This window comes from Rhodohalobacter barkolensis (genome assembly GCF_002834295.1).
Lineage (GTDB): Bacteria > Bacteroidota > Rhodothermia > Balneolales > Balneolaceae > Rhodohalobacter > Rhodohalobacter barkolensis.
Genome location: NZ_PISP01000007.1, coordinates 44,294 through 62,749, shown reverse-complemented (window position 1 = coordinate 62,749; position 18,456 = coordinate 44,294). Strand labels below are relative to the sequence as shown.

Here is an 18,456-nt window from a genome sequence, read left to right as displayed (position 1 = left end):
TAACGGTTTGGTGTTTAACCGGTTTTGCCATTGACAGCTATTAAAGTGATAAAAAGCAAGATATACCGCAACTCTGAAAATTTTCATAACCAACTATTAGCGGCAAAATCCGGGTGAAACGCTGGTTATGGCTGCGAACAGCCCCTTTCAGGACTCCTTTGCCTTTTCAAGCACCCGTTCAATCAACTCTTTCGAAATCCGAAAGTTCGTTTTCTGGATTTTAGCAATGACCGGTTTAACAGCTTTCAAATGACCCTTGTTTTTTGCTGTAATTAACACACCAAGAGATCCGGTTACCGGGATACCCATTTCTTTCGCTGCTTTTCTCCCCTTGATTTCATCGATGATTAAAAGTGAATCTTCATATTCAGAGGCTAATGCAATACTTGTTGCTTCACCCGCGTCCAGGTAGCCGGATAACCCTTTATGCACATCAGTTTTCAGATCTACAACTTCAATCCAATCCGGAACCGGTTGATTGAACTCTTTTAAAACGATATTTGTGACATGTAACTTGCCGAAAAGCTTTTTGAGAAGATCAAGCTCTCCGATTTTGTAGAATAGAATTAAGCAGCTTGTGTCAGATACTATGACGTTGGGCATTTTTTATATCTTCGTCAAGTTCGTCGGCAGGATAGTTGATCAGAGCCACATTGTACTCAGCAAGCAGCTCCATGAAAGTTTCCTTTGAATAGCCGGCCAGTTCAGCCGCTTGTCCCAGAGTGAGCTTCCCCCTTTCATACAATTTAGAAGCCAATGACATTCTTGCCTCTTTGTCATCAACATCTGCTGTGTTCGGTATGTTTATCGTTAACGACTTCATATTTGAAATGTAATTAATTTTTCTGTTTAACGATAATCAACAGATATTGGTCTTAAAAAGGGGAAATTTAAAGTGAGCACCATAACATATAATTATACGACAGAACTTAAACCCTCCTGCCTGTCGCAGAATATCTGATTTTACTGTTAGTTGCAATTAGCGACTGTTATTTAGGAGTTTATACGACATAAACTATTTGGCCAATGTCTGATAACAGTGGAAAAGCGACAGGTTTTCTGTTAGGAGTTCAAGGTTTATCAGTCTTAACAATCAATGAGATTCAACTCCCCAAACCCCGGCCTAAAATCTACTTCGAGTAAACCGCCTTAACGCGATCTCTCAGATTATACGCGCTACTCATCACTTCGCCGTAGGCTCCGGCGCTTCGGATGGCAACGAGGTCGCCCCGCTCAATTTCAGGCAGCTGAATACCTTTTTGAAAAGTGTCGGATGTTTCACAGATGGGGCCGACTACATCGTATGTCTTATGCGGTTTGTCTGAGGTGAGTACGTCCACCCGGTGATTGGCCTGGTAGAGGGCGGGACGGATCAGTTCGGTCATGCCGGCATCAACCACTGCAAAATTAGTGGTAGCTCCCTCCTTAATGTAGAGGACTTTCGAGATCAGGCTCCCGCATTGTCCCACAATACTTCGACCCAGCTCAAAGTGAACCTGCTGTCCTTCACGCAGTTCTAGATTTCGGTCAAATACCTCAAAAAAGGATTTAAAATCGGGGATGGGGTTTTCATCAACCTTCTCGTAATCAATTCCATATCCGCCGCCCACGTTAATATGGTCGAGCCGGACCCCGTTCTCTTCAAACAGATCCTGCATCTCATTTACCCGGTTGCACAGATCTGTGAACGGCTGAAGGTCGGTGATCTGGGACCCAATGTGAAAGTGGATCCCGGTCAGGCTGATATTTTTCAGGCCGGGCAGCATATCAAACAGTTTCGGTAGTCTATCGGCGGTAATCCCAAACTTGTTTTCGTTCAGCCCGGTGGTGATATACCTGTGGGTTTTAGCCTCCACGTTGGGGTTTAGCCGAATCGATACATTTGCCGTTTTTCCGCTCTTTTGGGCCAGACCGTTCAAAATTTCCAGTTCCTGAAGTGACTCGCAGTTAAAGGAGAAGATGTCGTGATCGAGGCCAACCTGAATCTCTTCGTCTGTTTTTCCCACACCCGCAAAAGCAAGCTGATCTCCGGTAAATCCGGCTTCAACGGCTCGCTTGATCTCATTTCCACTCACACAATCGATACCCAGTCCCGCTTTTCGAACCTCCTCAAGAATCGGCAGGTTGAAGTTGGCCTTGATCGCAAAATGCACGTGATACCCTTTCGATAGACCGTGGTTCTTGATCTCATCCAGGGTGCGGCGAAGCAGTCCCAGGTCGTAGTAGTAGAATGGAGTTTTTTGCGATTTGAATGATTTTATGGTTTGAGCGTCGAACATCAATCTGAGTTGGATTATAAAGAGCGCTTATGATACGAAAAACTACAATCAGTTTTCAGTAAGACAAGTTGGGTCATTCTGAGCCCTGCGAAGAATCTGTTAGGATTAGTGTGACTGAGTACTGGAGATCCTTCGTTTCACTCAGGATGACGGATTGGGTCATTCTGAGCCTTGCGAAGAATCTGTCAGGAGTGGTGCAGCCGGATACTAGAGATCCTTCACTCCGTTCAGGATGACAGTTGGGTCATTCTGAGCCTTGCGAAGAATCTTTGAGGATTGGAGCGACTGGGTACTAGAGATCCTTCACTCCGTTCAGGATGACGTTTAATGTTCAGGAAGACATTTAATTATGCCGGAACTCAGTAATTTTCAACCTCATAATTATACAGCTCTATACCCGCCTGTTCATACTCATCACCGGCAAGCCAGAACGGGGCTTTGTCTGAATTTCCAACCAGAGAAGCCGCCATCACAAAAGAACGAATGTAGGCGGTTACATAATCATAGTCGATGGTGTCCGGTTCGTCCGTCGGGCGGTGGTAATACTGATTGATCTCATCATCAAAAGCGGTCAGTCCCATGCTGTAGGTCGGGGATGGAATTCCGGCCCGTGCAAAGTGAACATTATCCGACCGGTTAAACAGGTTCTGCTCCGGTACCGGGTCGGGGATCGCCTCCAGACCAAACGCTTCGGCGGATGCTTTCAGGTCATCATCCGCTTCGGTCCGCCCAAGGCCAATTACCGTTACTTTTGTCGTGTCGTTATAGCCGGCTCCGTCAATATTAAGGTTGTATACGGTTTGATTGAGCGATATCGGCGGATTCTCTGCGTAATAACCGCTTCCCAGCAATCCCTTCTCTTCCGCAGTCCAGGCGGCGACAATCACAGATCGCTTCGGTGGATTTTCGGATAGATATTTGGCCGCAGCCAGAATTCCGGCTGTACCCACTGCGTTATCCCTCGCTCCATTGTTGATGTAGTCTTCCTGTGAAGGATCTCCGGTTGTGCCGGTGTGATCGTAGTGGGCCGAGAGCAGGATGTATTCATCCTTCAGCTCCGGGTCGCTCCCTTCAATAATCCCGACCACATTTCGGCTGTAAAAAGGTTCCGGTTCAGCTCCTTCAACAGAGAGAGAAACCGTTTCGCCGTTCTGCTCGTCCAGAAATGCGTTCATTCCTTCCGGCTGTGTGTGGATCCAGATGTGAGGGATCTGATTTTCAGGTTCTTCGGAAGCATCTTCAGTATCGAGCGAAAGCTGATCTCGTGTCAGGTATCCCGTTAAAACCTGCCAGGGGAGTTGAGGATTTTCGTATCGTTCAATTAAACCTGCGCCACCGGCTTCAGCAATTTGAGCACGTTTTTGGGAAGAAATTTGAAAGAGTTGCTGTGGACTGTCCATTCCAGGCAGGCCGGCTTTTGCCACTACAATCTTCCCGCTGATATCATGCTCTGCAATCTCTTCCTCTGAAGCGTATTCCATCACTAACGTAGACGCTTCTATATCTCCCCGGAAAGAACCGGCGGAAAGTAGATGCTGTCCCATTGTAAATAGAGAATCCCCGCCCGAAATCTGAACGGATTCCGGTGCACGGTTCATACGAAAAGGTACATTCTGGTAATACCCATCCAGCCCGGGAGCTTGCTGCATTCCATACTGTTGAAAACGTGTGGCGATGTACCGGGATGCAATCTTCAGTTCCTGAGTTCCGGTATTGCGGCCAAGAAATTCATCGGATGCCAGAAAATAGACATCAAACTCCACGTCACTTTTTTGAATAACCTGTTTGATGTGATCAGGGGATATCTCCTGAGCCGTAACGGTTACGGTTGTAAACGATATGGCAATGATGAATCCGAGTAGTATGCGTTTCATAATGGTAGATTTCATTTCTGTTGATTACTTAAAAACGGTGTGGACTTCCAATACGAGTTGACCGGGAAAAAGTTTTAAATCTAAGTTTGGCAAAAACATGTTCTCTAAATACTCACTCTATGACCGATCAGAAAGTTCATATTTACAGTTTAAAATAGAACTTAGACCTAACAAAACGAGCAGAGAATAACAAAATAGAAGCTACAAACAAATGCGGTTTCAAAGTTTTGACAATCGTTTTAATGTTTTTTTCATATCAAAGCGGTATTCTGCTCCATCTAAATTGAGATTATAAATGACTGTTTTTAATGGAAGAAATTTTTTCATACCCGCTGCCATTTGAAGATCCGGTGATCATATTTGCACTGGTGATGCTGATTATTCTATTGGCACCTATCGCTTCAAAAAAACTGAAGCTACCGGCCATTGTAGGGCTCATTCTGGCAGGAACCATTGTGGGGCCGGGATTGCTTGGCCTGCTTGAGCGGGATTTTACCATCGAGCTGCTCGGCACGGTTGGCCTGCTCTATTTGATGTTTATGGCCGGGCTTTCCCTCGATTTGATCCAGTTTGAAAAGCTAAGGAATAAAAGTATCGGATTTGGTTTGGCCTCCTTTCTGTTGCCGCAATTGGCGGCACTGGCTGCAGGAGTTTATCTGCTCGACTATTCAGTGGCTACCTCACTGCTGCTGGGATCGATTGTAGGCTCTCATACACTTTTAGCCTATCCGATTGCCGAACGACTGGGAATCACAAAAAATATGGGTGTGACCATGTCGATGGGCGGGACGCTGGTAACCGACACTCTCTCTCTTGGCGTACTGGCCGTGGTAGCCGGAACGGTAGGTGATAACAGCGGTCCCGGTTACTGGACCGGGTTTGCCGCATCTGTGATCGCTTTTGTAGCCGTTTCCGTACTGTTGCTCCCCAGACTGGGTCGTTGGTTTTTCCGAAACGTGAAGTCGAGGGACAATACAGACTACATCTTTCTTGTAGCCATTCTCTTTACAACGGCTTTCTTTGCTGAGCTTGCAGGCCTGGCCCCGATTATCGGTGCATTTATGGCGGGACTCCTTTTGAATCGACTGGTCCCGGCAACCGGTACTCTCATGAGCCGTGTACAGTTTGTAGGAAATGCACTCTTTATCCCATTCTTTCTGATCAGCGTGGGGATGCTGGTTGATGTATCGGTTCTTGGAAGTCTGGACGTTTGGGTAAAGGCGATTGTTTTCAGTCTGCTGGTTTTTGCCGGTAAAGGAATAGCCTCGTTGGGAATAACTAAACTCTTCAATTTTACAAAAGAGGAGGGTTTTGTTATCTATGGGTTGACTACGCCTCAGTCGGCCGCAACACTTGCCGTTACGCTTATTGGGTATGACCTGGGATTTTTCAACTCCACGGCTGTAAATGCAGTTGTTATTATGATTTTAATTACCTGCCTGATTGGTCCCTGGCTGGTTGAAAAGTATGGGCGTGCCGTTGCTATACAAGAGGATCAAAAACCATACAAATCATCAGAGGCGCCTCAAAGAATTCTTGTTCCGCTTGCCAACCCCGAAACGTCTGATGCGCTCATGGATATTGCATTTATGGTTCGGGATCAGAAACTGGATCAGCCGATCTATCCGCTGACTGTTGCACGGGATGGAAGAGACGCCGAAGCGCAGGTTGCCAGGGGAGAGAAAATGCTGAGTCATGCCGTGATCCACGCAGCAGCAGCAGATGTGCCGGTTAATCCGGTAACGAGGGTAGATCTGAATATTGCCAAGGGGATCACCCGGGCGGTCAGCGAAATGAGAATTTCCAATATCATCATTGGCTGGAACGGCCAGATTTCGGCGAAACAGAAGATATTTGGAAGTATTCTGGATCAGCTTCTTGATGATGTTCAGACTATGCTTATGGTGAGCAAAATTGAAAAACCAATCAACTCCTCTAAGCGGATTGTAGTAGCCATTCCGCCATTTGCTGAATTTGAATCCGGGTTTAGGGAAGCTGTCAGATCTTTAAAGTTGATGGCCGACCAGATTGGGGATGAGCTTGTTGTTGTAACCACAAAGGCTCGTCAGGAGTTTGTGAAACCGAGAGTTCTGGATATTAAACCCGAACCTGAAGTGACCTTCGAAATCCTTCAGAAGTGGGGAGATCTGCCCGAATGGTACGATGGTTTCAAGGATGAAGAAGATCTGTTTGTTCTGCTCAGTGCTAGAGACGGTTCGGTATCGTGGAGGCCCGGACTGGACCGGTTGCCGCGTGTGATTGCACAGCGTTATCCCGGACTAAGTTTTATAACGGTCTATCCGGAACAGGTGCAAACTTCCTCCTTATCAGATAAATCTGATAATAAAGATCTTCAGCTGGTTCAGCAGAAGAGAATTAAAATGGATCTTAAAGAAAAGCCTACAGAAGAACTGCTGGAGGATATTATTCACAAGGACCCTGCATTTGACGGCATCGACTTAAACCGAATCTCAAAACGGTTGTTGAAGAATTCGGCTGACTATACACCGGAGGTAATGCCGGGCGTGCTTTTGTACGAAGCCCATACTTCAAAAGTGGAGAGTCAGCTGCTTTTTATCGGAGTAAGCAGAGAAGGAATGAATTTAAAGCAGGCCGCTCATACCGCTTATGTGATATTGATTTTATTGAGCCCAAAATCTTACAGCGTAGACCAACATCTTGAAGGAGTTAATAAGGTGGCAAAATTGATTAAACCGGGTAAAAATTTGAAAGCTGTGAGAGATGCTGAAAATATTCCCGGAATTTATCAGGCAATTTTGGAAACTGATGTGAAGTAATATTTGCTTATAGTAACCTCTGTGTATTTTAAGTGAAAGTAGAATGCATACTGAATGTGGTTGAAGGACAGATTCAGAAATACCGCGTTCATTAAAGAGACCAATGGAAATCTGAAAATTTTTAGTTTAAACTAAACAATAACTATTTTTGCCGTCAGGCTAATAAACTATTAACCGGAACCGGTTTATTCTATGGACGTATTTTCTGCAGCGCCACATCATGATATTTTTCTACTTGTCTTTCAGGTTGGTTTACTGCTTCTGGCTGCCCGGGCTTTTGGCGAAGTGGCAACGAGACTCGGTCAACCCTCCGTTATCGGTGAAATTCTAGCCGGTATCATTTTGGGGCCGTCCTTGTTGGCCGGTTTTTTCCCTGCATTTGGTGAACTTATTGTGCCCCAGACTGAAGTGAGCGGTTATCTGCTTGAAGTTATCTCGCTCTTGGGTGCCATGTTTCTGCTTCTGATAACGGGTCTTGAAACCGATATTCAACTGATTAAGCGACATGCTAAAACAGCTATTAGTGTATCTTTTGGCGGAATATCTATAACATTTATCACAGGATTCTTTCTGGGGCAACATCTCCCAGATTTTTTATTGGCCGATTCGGATGAGCGCCTTGTATTCTCCCTCTTTGTTGCAACGGCCATGGCCATTTCGGCAATACCGGTTATTGCCAAAGTGCTGATGGATATGAACCTGATGCGCCGTGATATTGGTCAGACCATACTGGCTGCCGGTATGAGTGATGATACAATTGGATGGATTCTGCTCTCCATTGTAGCGGGGATTGCTGCCGGTGATGCGGTAACAACAGGTACGGTTCTGACCACTGTGGGAAGCGTTTTAGCATTTTTGATATTGAGTTTTACGATTGGACGCTGGATGGTGCGTAAACTGCTTATCTATGTTCAGGATGAAGTGGTCAGTACAGACAGAATCCTCTCTTTAGTGATTATTCTTGCATTTTTCTGGGGTGCCATCACACAGCTTTTAAACCTGGAAGCTATTTTAGGTGCATTTGTGATGGGTATTATTTTTGGCATGATGCCTCGTCTGCCCGAAGATGTAATTAATAAACTGGAAAGTCTTGCACTTGGAATTTTTGCACCTATATTCTTTGCCGTAGCCGGTTTGAAGGTGAATATTATCAATCTTTTTGATCCGACACTGATCGTAATCACCCTGATTGTAATTGCAATAGCAACACTCGGAAAGGTGGCGGGAACCTATACAGGAGCCCGCTTCATCGGGAAAAAAGATCACTGGACATCCCTCAGTTTCGGGGCCGGACTTAACGCCCGTGGAGCCATGGAGATCATTATTGCTACCATCGGTCTTCGGCTTGGAATCCTTTCGCAGGATATGTTCTCCATCATTGTAGTGATGGCGATGGCCACGTCTCTCATGGCACCTTCAGCTCTCAAGTGGGTACTCAGTAAAGTGGAAATAGGCAAGGAAGAAGAAGAACGGCTTAAAAAAGAAGAGCTTGAAGCGGAAAGCCTCGTGGCCGATATCCACCGAGTATTACTGCCTGTTCGAACGCGCAAGACAAGTGATGTAAGAGAGAAGAATATTCAATCTACCGAAGCTCAGATTCTTGAGTTAATTGGTCAGGATACGAAAATTTCCCTCACTCTGCTTACTGTATCGAGAGGGAAGGATAGAGCTCAGTGTGAAGAGTACCTCGATGAATTGGCCGAATATTTCAACCTCGATGAAGTGATGAAGAAGGTGGTGTCGAGCGATAAACCCGGTGATGCGATCATCGATGAAGCTAAAAAAGATTACGATTTGGTTGTGCTTGGTGCTACAGAGCGGTCGGAAGATCACTCTCATCTCTTTAGCCCAATAGTGGATTTCATTACACGTTTTGCTCCCTGCCCTACACTTATTGTGCAGGCCGGAGCGATCTCAAAAGGCTGGGAACCTGAAAGAATTCTGGTTCCAACCAATGGCAGTACGGAGTCTAAAAATGCAGCTGAACTCGCATTCTTCATTGCTAAATCGGATCGAAGTAAAGAGGTGGTAGCTCTTAACGTGATAACAAATGAGTTAACACCTGTTCAGAAATCGAAACAGGCCTACATTAAATCCAGACAGCAATTTGCAAACGAAGCTGTAAATGAGCTCAAAAGGCTTGGAGAAGCTTTTGAAGTGAAAACGGAAGCGTTGGTCCGGAAGGGAGATTCTGTTGAGGGAGTGATTACCGATTTGGCCTCATCAAATGCTATTGACCTTATTGTTGTAGGTACAAATGTTCGACCGGGATCAAACCGACTGTATCTCGGGCCGCGTGTGGAAAGCATTCTCCAAATGGCATCGTGCCCGGTAATTGTTTTTAACACATAAGGTTAAATATTATTGAAAGAATCGTTGTAAGTTAAAAGCTGCAATTACAGAAGTTGAATCAGCAGTAGAAAAATTTATGCCCAAATTAAATAAGAGTAAACGCCTAAAAAAGGAGTTGAAACTCTTTGATGTATATGCAATAAGCACCGGCGCTATGTTTAGCTCAGGATTCTTTTTACTACCCGGGCTTGCCGCTGCGCAAACGGGTCCCTCTGTTGTACTTGCCTATTTTGTTGCCGGAATACTCATTTTGCCGGCCATGTTCAGTGTTGCTGAACTATCCACTGCAATGCCCCGTGCCGGTGGCGCCTACTATTTTATTGATCGAAGTCTGGGCCCGCTCTTCGGTACGGTTGGCGGAATAGGATCGTGGTTAGCACTCATTTTTAAAAGTGCATTTGCTTTGATTGGGATGGGGGCTTACATCTCTATTTTCATTGAAGTTCCGATCACTCCGGTAGCGGTTGCGCTGACTATTGCATTTGGTATCACCAATATTGTGGGGGCAAAAGAGAGCAGTTGGCTGCAAAATGTAATGGTGGCCACCCTGGTCAGTATTCTCTTTTTCTACGTTTTCCAGGGTGTTTTTGCAGTAGTTGATGTTGACTTTTTTGATGTTCTACGATCAGAATTCACCCCGTTTTTTGAGTTTGGTCCACAAGGATTCTTTGCCACCATCGGATTTGTATTTGTATCGTATGCGGGTTTAACGAAAGTTGCAAGTGTATCGGAAGAGGTTCAAAATCCGGACCGAAATATTCCCCTGGGGATGATGCTTTCGCTGGGTACAGCTACATTTATCTATGTTGTGGGTGTTTTTATTATGGTGATGGTGCTCGAACCTTCTGCACTGCAAGAAGATTTAACCCCGGTTGCCACAGCCGGTGAAGTATTCCTGACATGGCTGCCCGGACAAACCGGACTTATACTGGTCGTAATTGCTGCTATTGCCGCCTTTGCGTCCACAGCCAACGCCGGGATCATGTCGGCCGCCCGTTACCCGCTGGCAATGGCACGCGATGATTTAATTCCAACTTATTTTTCAAAACTTGGCCGTTTCGGTACACCAACAATCGCCACGGTAGCCACTACAATTCTGATGATTTTTCTTCTGGTTGTATTTAATGTTGAGTCCGTAGCAAAACTTGCCAGTGCATTTCAGCTGTTGCTTTTCGGGATCTTAAATATCTCTGTGATCGTGATGAGAGAAAGTAAAATTGAAGGTTACGATCCCGGGTTTAAATCTCCATGGTATCCCTGGATGCAAATTGCCGGATTCTTCATCTGTTTGTTTCTCATTGCTGAAATGGGGTTACTCTCGGTTATCTTTACATTTGCAATTGCCGCGGTTAGCGTAGCATGGTACTTCAGCTACTCCAAAGGAAATGTTGAGCGCGAAGGAGCCATTTATCATGTTCATGCCCGTTTGGGAAAGTATCAGTACAAAGGGCTTGAGAGTGAAATGCGTGGCATTATGCGCGAAAAAGGCCTCCGAAAAGAGGATCCGTACGAGAAAGCGATTGGGCGCTCGGCTGTATTTGATCTGGAAAAGAGTCCTCCTGTCGAAGAAATTATTGAAATGGTTTGCAAAGAGTTATCAACGAGAATTAGCTACTCTAAAAGCGAACTGGTTGAGCTGTTTGAATCTGACTACAAAGATGGCATTATCCCGGTGGGGAATACCAGCGCGTTACAGCATATCCGCATCAACGATGATGTTGATACAGAAGTGGCATTGGTTCGATTGCACGAGGGTATTGAACTGGACCGTGAAGAGTTTGAGGATATCAGTGATGAAGAGAAGAAAGACGGTAAAATTCACTGTATTATCTACCTGATCAGCTCGAAGAAGAAGTCGGGGCAGCACCTGAGAATTATCGCTCACCTGGCTGAAATGATCGACAGTATTGACTTTTACGAACGCTGGATGGCGGCAGAAGATGAAGGACAAATTCGTGAAATATTACTGCGTGATGAACGGTTTATAAATATTACCCTCAAGAAGAATGATATCACTGCATCGATGATTGATAAAGAGGTGAAAGATCTTGAGCTTCCCGGCGAAAGTCTGATTACCCTCATCAAACGAGATGGGAATATTATATTCCCTCACGGAAAATCAATTCTGAAAGAGAACGATGAACTCTCCATTATCGGGGATAAGAGTGATATCAAAGAGATGAAAAATATGCTGAATCTCTGAGGTTCCGGTCAATAAAATCAGACAGGTTTGAGATTTTACTGCTTTCTATCGAAAATCGCCTGTTGTGTTAACAGGATTAAATGTTGGACTCTTGGGGTTGGTTGAGTTAACTTTCTCTGCAAACAAAAAGTTGATCATCTCAAAGGCTGAATAATCGATGAAACCAACGGCAATCCTTTCCTGGATAAAAAACCAGTTCAACATATTGAACTGGCTGCCCGATTATACCAAAGAAGAATTTTCAGCAGATCTTAAATCGGGTGTCACCGTTGGAGTTATCGAAATACCTCAGGTGATGGCGTACGCCGTCATTGCGGGACTCTCACCGATCTACGGTTTATACGGATCACTAATTCCTCTGCTCATCTATCCGCTTTTTGGAACATCCAGGCATTTGGCGCTGGGAACTGTTGCTACGGATATGATAATTATTGCGACCGGCGCCAGTATGATCGCAGATCCCGGAACAGATCAATATGTTTCCGTGGTCCTTTTGCTTACACTTTTTGTGGGCGTAGTTCACATCAGTTTATCTTTAATGCGAATGGGCTGGCTGGTGAATTTGCTCTCTAAACCGGTTATTTACGGATTTATGATCGCTGCGCCATTGATCATTGGAGCAAGTCAGCTGGGGAACTTCTTTGGTGTGGAAACCGAAGGCTCTCAATATGTTGGGAATCTGATTATGCAGATCATTCAGCAGTTTGATCAGGTAAATAATATGTCTGTACTGATTGGCGTCATCGGAATCGTGTTTCTATTCATTATGAAAAAACTGTTCCCCATTTTTCCGCGAGCTTTTGTGTTAATCGCAGGAGGAGGTGTCGCTGTCTGGGCTTTGAACTTTCAGCAGCTTGGGGTTGATGTTATTGGAGTCGTTCCATCCGGGCTACCTTCATTTCAGTTGCCCGAGTTTACATTGGAGGATATAAGGCAGCTCATTCCTACAGCGGCAACACTTGTATTGGTCCAGTTAATGTCTGTAATGTCTATAGGCAAAACCTTTGCGAGCAAATATAAATATCCACTGAATGCGAATCGTGAGTTTTTTGCAGTAGGGATGTCCAATCTGGTCGGAAGTTTTTTCCAGAGCCCACCGATTTCGGGTAGTTTTTCGAGAACAGCGGTAAGTGAACAGGCGGGCCGAAAAACGGCACTTTCTAATGTATTCGTAGCTCTTGTTATCGGTTTAGCACTTGTCTTTCTAACACCTCTTTTTTACTACATACCCATTCCGGCACTTGCTGCAATCATCATTGCAGCTACAATTTCAATGATCGACCTGAAAGAGATTCGTTACTTTTTCAGAACTAAACCGGAAGATGCATACATCGCAATATTTACAGCTTTAAGCGTATTGGTGATTGGTATTCAGGAAGGGATTTTACTGGGTATAAGTGCTTCGCTAATTGCAGTACTCTACCATTCAAGCCGTCCAAATATGTCTGTTTTAGGGCATGTACACGGTTCCAGAGAGTTCAGGGATGTGGACCGGAATCCGAAAGCGATGCCTATTGAAGAGATCCTGATCCTTCGGTTTGACACCTCTATAGCTTTTAACAATGCAGAGATCATTAAGGATTTCATCATACAGAAGAGTGAGGAGAGTAATAAGAAAATCCGTGCAATTATTGTGGATGCAAAGAGTATTAATGATCTGGATACAACCGCTATTGAAGTATTTCAGTCTGTGGTGGAAACTCTTGAGAAATGGGATATCGAACTTCATTTTGCCGGACTTAAAAAACCGGTTCTGGATCTCTTGCTTAAATCCGGTCTGGCCCGCGAAATGGGTGGGGCACATTTTCACAACACCACGCATAAAGCGGTTAAGTTTCTGCTGAATAAGTGGGATGCAAAAGAGAAGAGCGACAGTGACCGGGAGGAGTATCAAAGTGAACTTGATAAAGAAAATCGTGAAAGTGAGGAAGAGAACGAGGATAAAAAAGAAAAGGAGCAACCGGAAAATCAGGAAGAGAAAAAGCCACCTCACCGACTCAGTGATTACCTGAAAAACATCGACTGAGGCAGCCTTCTTAGTTTTTATATCAGAGCAATTATTTGCTCAATTTTTTCAGGATCTCATCAAATTCCAGTGAGTTCTCTTCACTCTCCACCATATTTCGCAGGGTGAATTTTCCTTCTGTAAGCTCATTTCCACCCACGATTAGTGTGTACTGCGCATTCTCCCGATTGGCGTCCTTCATCTGCGCTTTCATCGACCGCCCCATGTAGTCCATCGTAGCCGAAAGTCCGTGTTCACGCAAAATTGGAAGTTTGCTAAGTCCCCATCGCCGGGCTTCATCACCCAGTGTTACGATGTAGACATCTACTTTTTTCTCGGACCCAAGTTTAATTCCAAGCTCTTCGCAGGCTATAAACAGGCGTTCCATTCCGGCTGCAAATCCAACTGCCGGTGTAGGCTGACCTCCAATTTCCTCAACCAAAAGATCATATCGTCCACCACCTGCAAGAGCGTCCTGTGCACCGAGATCGGGGCTGATCAGTTCAAACGCAGTCTGGGTATAGTAGTCCATTCCGCGAACCAGATAGGGATCTTCCTCAAATGGGATATCTAAGTCGGAGAGATACTCTTTTACTTTCTTGTAATGGGCAAGGGATTCTTCGCCCAGATAGTCTGTAATGACCGGGGCAGATTCAATAAACGGTTGGTCTTCTTCCTCTTTGGAATCCAGAATTCTGAGTGGGTTATTCTCAAAACGTTTCTTTGATACGTCGCTTAATTGATCAAAATTGGGCTTCAGATGAGCTTTCAAAGCCTCCTTGTATTTTTCACGGCTCTCCGGATCTCCGATGGAGTTTAGCTTCAGTGATGTATTGGTAATCCCCACTTTGTTGTAGATGTGGATCATAAAAGCGATTACTTCCACATCGGCTATCGGGTCGTCACTGCCAATCACTTCCGCTCCAAACTGATGAAACTGACGCTGCCGGCCTTTTTGCGGTCGTTCGGCACGAAACATTGGGCCAATGTAAAATAGTTTTTGAGAGCCGCCACGCTGGTCAAGATGATTTTCCACATAGGAACGAACCACCGGCGCAGTAAGCTCTGGACGCAAAACATAATTATCTTCACCCCGGCTGAAAGAGAAAATCTCTTTAGAAACGATATCGGTCAGCTGACCCAAACCCCGTACAATCAGCTCGGTCTGTTCCATTATGGGAGTGCGAATCTCTTCAAGGTTGAACTTTTCGGCCTCCTCACGAATCAGGTTTTCGAGATATTGCCATTTTCGAACGTCATCGGGGAGGATATCAACCATCCCGAGGTGAGTGGTATATTTTGCCTGGGCCATTGTTTAGTTACCAAATTTCAAAGTTTTTAATTGTCCGATGCAAAGATAAGGTTGATTTGGCAAAGATAGTAAGATGGATGTATGATGTTTGAGGGAAAGGTAAAACAAGGAATGGAATGGTTTCTCGCGGAGGTTCGCTGAGTTAACCGCGGATTTACGCAGAGTTTCTGTGAGAATCTGTGAAATTTTTCTGCGTAAATCTGCGAGAAAAAAGGGGGGGTTAATTTATGATTAAAAAAATTCTCATTAAGTGACCATACGTGAAAATCTGTTTAGAATTCTAAGATGCCTGGATTGATTACCGAACCCACTCCGAAGAAAAATCTTGTTAGAAGTACAAAACAGGAAATATATTATGGCTCCATCGGAGCCTCCTACCGGTATTTTAAATTCATAAAATGATTGAGAATCATTCATAGCGACTATCCTTAAATTTTCTATTTTGACAAGGTAGGTTTCTGACTTCCGTTTTTGAGAGTATATTGATGATATGTTCAGAAAGAAAGATTCTCTATTTGATACGTGAAAACTAATCTATAATCATGGCAAGAATTTCATTACTGATCACAGCTTTCTTACTCATCATGAGTTCCACAGCCACAGCTCAGGAAGTTGTGTACGAATCGGGAGGGGAGTTACCACCCGAAAAATCATCTTATGATGTCTTTTTTTATGATTTGAATTTGAAACTGAATCCGGCTGACAGTACTGTAGACGGCAGGGTTGGGGTCCATTTTAATGTGGTACATCCTACAAATGTGGTTGCGCTGGACCTGGATCCAAAACTTGAAATATCGTCAGTGAACTGGACTGAAGACGAACCAGAGCGAGCTGTTAAGATAGAGCGTAGTGATACCTCCAAAACTTTTTATGTCTATTTTCCGGAAACCCTTCAGCCCGGACGGTCGACAGCTCTTGAAATCGAGTATTCCGGGATACCCCGAGTGGGTGATAATCCGCCATGGGATGGCGGTTTGGTATGGAAAAGAACACCATCAGGAGAACCGTGGGTAGGTGCTGCCCTTCAATCACTTGGGGCATGGGTTTGGTGGCCAAATAAAGATCACCCTACGGATAAGGCCGATTCGGTAGCCATCAATTTTACGATGCCGGATAATCTGGTTGTGGCGTCAAATGGCCGTGACAGGGGAGTCACCGACCACGAAGATGGATGGAAAACGTCCCATTGGTTTGTTTCAACACCGATTAATAACTATAACGTTACTGTCAACGCGGCTCCATACGAAACCATGTCGGAAACGTATACCAGCACGGCGGGTGATGAAATGGAGATCAAGTTCTGGTATCTGCCTGAATTTCGTGAAGAGAGCGAGTGGCTTTTTCCACAGTTTGCTGAACAGATTCGATTTCTGGAAGAGACTGCCGGTCCTTACCCTTTCCGGGCAGATAAATATGGAGTAGCTCATTCACCCTATCTGGGTATGGAGCATCAATCTATTATCGCATATGGAGCAAGCTTTGAGAACGATAATTTGTTTGGACAAGATGCGGGGTTTGACGATCTCCATCAACACGAACTGGCTCACGAGTGGTGGGGAAACTTAGTAACCGCCTGGGACTGGCGCGATTTCTGGATTCATGAAGGAATTGGTACCTACATGCAGCCGTTGTATGCTGAACATCTAAACGGGATGGAATCGTACCGCGAAATGATGGAATTCTTGAGAACTAGAATTACATCAAATAGAGCAACTGCTCCCAGGGAGTCATCAATGAGTTCGCTGGATATTAGGGAAGGAGAACGCGGCGGAGATGTCTACTACAAGGGGGCTTGGTTTATGCACACACTAAGATATGTAGTGGGAGAGGATCACTTTTTTGAGATTTTAAGGAAATTCGCGTATCCAACGGAAGAATTGGAAAACACTACGACCGGTGAACAGGTACGATATGCAACCACAGATGATCTGCTTTATCTGTCAGAGGAGATTTCAGGGATAGATCTGGATTGGCTTTTTGAGGTCTATTTGCGCCAGGCAGAGCTTCCGGCTCTGAATATTACCCGTGCAGGACTTCAGGTAGTTATGGAGTGGGATGTGCCAAATGGAATCGACTTCCCGATGCCGGTGGAAGTCAGAATTAACAATGAAATGGTGACACTTGTACCGGAGAATAACCGGATTACTTTAGAAATACCGGAGTCTGCTGATATGGAAGCAGATCCGAATCACTGGATTTTGAAAGAATTATAGGACTTACGGTTAATATTTTTGGTACCAGCTGAAAATGTGACTATCGATATTTATTATTTTGAATAATTACTCCAACTAAACCAATCCATTTATGACTCTTCGACTTTTACTACTCACCCTTTTTGTAGCTATGAGCAGCTCGCTGGTTGCTCAACAAACCTATATTCATGCCGGATCGCTGTTTGACGGGACCGGTGAACAGATGAGGTCAAATGTTACCATTATTGTTGACGACGGCCGGATTGTGGATGTCCGCGATGGACTGCTGAATCCGGATTCAGAAAGCGTGCTCATTGATTTGAGTGATAAAACGGTACTGCCAGGATTTATTGATTTGCATGTACACCTGGAAAATGAAACAGGTCCCGACCGGTACCTCGATCGTTTTACCAAAAACCCGGAGGATATCGCATTTGAATCTTCTCGGAATGCAAAAAAAACACTTTTGGCAGGTTTTACTACTGTTCGGGATCTGGGAGGAACCGGAGTTAATACCTCCCTTCGTGATGCAATTCGGACCGGATATGTTGATGGCCCTCGGGTCATCAGTGTTGGAAAGTCACTGGCTACAACCGGCGGTCATGCCGATCCAACCAATAGCTTTAAAAGGGAACTGATGGGGAATCCCGGCCCCGAATCGGGTGTGGTGAATGGAGCTGATGAAGCTCGTGAGGCCGTTAGGCAGAATTATAAGCTGGGTGTAGACCATATCAAAATCACCTCCACTGGCGGAGTTCTGAGCGTGGCGAAATCGGGACAAAATCCACAGTTTATGGAAGATGAACTGGAGGCGATTATTGAGACCGCGCGCGACTACGAGATGCACGTTGCAGCCCATGCCCACGGTAAGGAGGGAATGTTGAGAGCAGTGAAAGCCGGAGTGCATACCATTGAGCACGGAACCTACATGGACGAGGAAGTAATGCAGGCGATGGTTGATAATGATACCTACTACGTGCCAACTATTACGGCCGGTAAGTTTGTCGCCGAAAAAGCTGAAGTGGAGGGGTACTATCCGCCACTGGTGGTTCCAAAGGCACGTGAAATTGGCCCGCTAATTCAGAACACCTTCGGAGAAGCGTATCGCTACGGTGTGAAAATAGCCTTCGGAACAGATGCCGGTGTTTTTCATCACGGCGATAACGCCAAGGAGTTCGGTTTTATGGTAGAAGCGGGTATGCCGGAGATTGAAGCTCTGTTAAGTGCTACTCAAACGGCATCCGTTGTTCTTGGACTCGAAAACGAAATTGGTTCCATAGAAGCCGGGAAGTCAGCCGATATTATTGCGGTTTCAGGGAATCCTTTAAGTGATATCTCAGTGCTGGAAAACGTTAATTTTGTGATGAAGGAAGGAATAGTTTATAAAAGTGAATAGAATCACCGAAAATTATTTGCATAAAAAAAGCCCGGCGCTAAAACC

At 45.0% G+C, this 18,456-nt stretch carries 11 protein-coding genes; 6 read left to right on the top strand and 5 right to left on the bottom strand.

Annotation, left to right across the window (positions count from 1 at the left end):
- Positions 1 to 147: 147 nt before the first annotated feature.
- The 4 genes from CWD77_RS15430 to CWD77_RS15415 all read right to left on the bottom strand — a co-directional run bounded on the left by CWD77_RS15430 (position 148) and on the right by CWD77_RS15415 (position 4,153).
- Positions 148 to 603: a PIN domain-containing protein gene (locus CWD77_RS15430; RefSeq protein WP_101073417.1), complete on the bottom strand. Its 456-nt coding sequence runs from the start codon at positions 601 to 603 to the stop codon at positions 148 to 150.
- Positions 581 to 823, bottom strand: coding sequence for a UPF0175 family protein (locus CWD77_RS15425; protein WP_101073418.1), 243 nt, complete (start codon positions 821 to 823; stop codon positions 581 to 583). The genes CWD77_RS15430 and CWD77_RS15425 overlap by 23 nt, the downstream gene beginning before the upstream one ends.
- Positions 824 to 1,130: 307 nt before the next feature.
- Complete coding sequence (gene lysA / locus CWD77_RS15420; protein WP_101074504.1) at positions 1,131 to 2,279, bottom strand: diaminopimelate decarboxylase; 1,149 nt, start codon at positions 2,277 to 2,279, stop codon at positions 1,131 to 1,133.
- Positions 2,280 to 2,638: 359 nt separating this feature from the next.
- Positions 2,639 to 4,153 (bottom strand): M28 family peptidase, encoded by a 1,515-nt coding sequence (locus CWD77_RS15415; RefSeq protein WP_206018043.1) that lies wholly within the window; start codon positions 4,151 to 4,153, stop codon positions 2,639 to 2,641.
- Positions 4,154 to 4,461: 308 nt separating this feature from the next.
- Between CWD77_RS15415 and CWD77_RS15410 the strand changes: the two genes are divergently transcribed.
- The 4 genes from CWD77_RS15410 (at position 4,462) to CWD77_RS15395 (ending at position 13,532) form a co-directional block, all read left to right on the top strand.
- Positions 4,462 to 6,951, top strand: coding sequence for a cation:proton antiporter domain-containing protein (locus tag CWD77_RS15410; RefSeq protein ID WP_101074502.1), 2,490 nt, complete (start codon positions 4,462 to 4,464; stop codon positions 6,949 to 6,951).
- Between the two features lie 192 nt (positions 6,952 to 7,143).
- Positions 7,144 to 9,303, top strand: coding sequence for a cation:proton antiporter domain-containing protein (locus tag CWD77_RS15405; protein WP_101074501.1), 2,160 nt, complete (start codon positions 7,144 to 7,146; stop codon positions 9,301 to 9,303).
- Between the two features lie 76 nt (positions 9,304 to 9,379).
- Positions 9,380 to 11,506, top strand: coding sequence for an amino acid permease (locus tag CWD77_RS15400; protein ID WP_101074500.1), 2,127 nt, complete (start codon positions 9,380 to 9,382; stop codon positions 11,504 to 11,506).
- Between the two features lie 157 nt (positions 11,507 to 11,663).
- Positions 11,664 to 13,532, top strand: a complete 1,869-nt coding sequence (locus tag CWD77_RS15395) for a SulP family inorganic anion transporter (protein ID WP_101074499.1) — start codon at positions 11,664 to 11,666, stop codon at positions 13,530 to 13,532.
- 31 nt (positions 13,533 to 13,563) lie between these two features.
- Here CWD77_RS15395 and hisS read toward each other — a convergent pair whose 3' ends face one another.
- Positions 13,564 to 14,823 (bottom strand): histidine--tRNA ligase, encoded by a 1,260-nt coding sequence (gene hisS, locus CWD77_RS15390; RefSeq protein WP_101074498.1) that lies wholly within the window; start codon positions 14,821 to 14,823, stop codon positions 13,564 to 13,566.
- Positions 14,824 to 15,365: 542 nt separating this feature from the next.
- Here hisS and CWD77_RS15385 point away from each other — a divergent pair.
- Together CWD77_RS15385 and CWD77_RS15380 are read left to right on the top strand one after the other, a co-directional pair.
- Entirely contained in the window at positions 15,366 to 17,036 is a 1,671-nt protein-coding gene (locus CWD77_RS15385) for a M1 family metallopeptidase (protein ID WP_101074497.1), read from the top strand.
- 91 nt (positions 17,037 to 17,127) lie between these two features.
- Entirely contained in the window at positions 17,128 to 18,411 is a 1,284-nt protein-coding gene (locus CWD77_RS15380) for a metal-dependent hydrolase family protein (protein ID WP_101074496.1), read from the top strand.
- Positions 18,412 to 18,456 lie beyond the last annotated feature (45 nt).

What these genes read in the sequence shown, in the direction of transcription:
- CWD77_RS15430 (WP_101073417.1), bottom strand. Translation starts at nt 603, where the DNA reads ATGCCCAACGTCATAGTATCTGACACAAGCTGCTTAATTCTATTCTAC.
- CWD77_RS15425 (WP_101073418.1), bottom strand. Translation starts at nt 823, where the DNA reads ATGAAGTCGTTAACGATAAACATACCGAACACAGCAGATGTTGATGAC.
- lysA (WP_101074504.1), bottom strand. Translation starts at nt 2,279, where the DNA reads ATGTTCGACGCTCAAACCATAAAATCATTCAAATCGCAAAAAACTCCA.
- CWD77_RS15415 (WP_206018043.1), bottom strand. Translation starts at nt 4,153, where the DNA reads ATGAAACGCATACTACTCGGATTCATCATTGCCATATCGTTTACAACC.
- CWD77_RS15410 (WP_101074502.1), top strand. Translation starts at nt 4,462, where the DNA reads ATGGAAGAAATTTTTTCATACCCGCTGCCATTTGAAGATCCGGTGATC.
- CWD77_RS15405 (WP_101074501.1), top strand. Translation starts at nt 7,144, where the DNA reads ATGGACGTATTTTCTGCAGCGCCACATCATGATATTTTTCTACTTGTC.
- CWD77_RS15400 (WP_101074500.1), top strand. Translation starts at nt 9,380, where the DNA reads ATGCCCAAATTAAATAAGAGTAAACGCCTAAAAAAGGAGTTGAAACTC.
- CWD77_RS15395 (WP_101074499.1), top strand. Translation starts at nt 11,664, where the DNA reads ATGAAACCAACGGCAATCCTTTCCTGGATAAAAAACCAGTTCAACATA.
- hisS (WP_101074498.1), bottom strand. Translation starts at nt 14,823, where the DNA reads ATGGCCCAGGCAAAATATACCACTCACCTCGGGATGGTTGATATCCTC.
- CWD77_RS15385 (WP_101074497.1), top strand. Translation starts at nt 15,366, where the DNA reads ATGGCAAGAATTTCATTACTGATCACAGCTTTCTTACTCATCATGAGT.
- CWD77_RS15380 (WP_101074496.1), top strand. Translation starts at nt 17,128, where the DNA reads ATGACTCTTCGACTTTTACTACTCACCCTTTTTGTAGCTATGAGCAGC.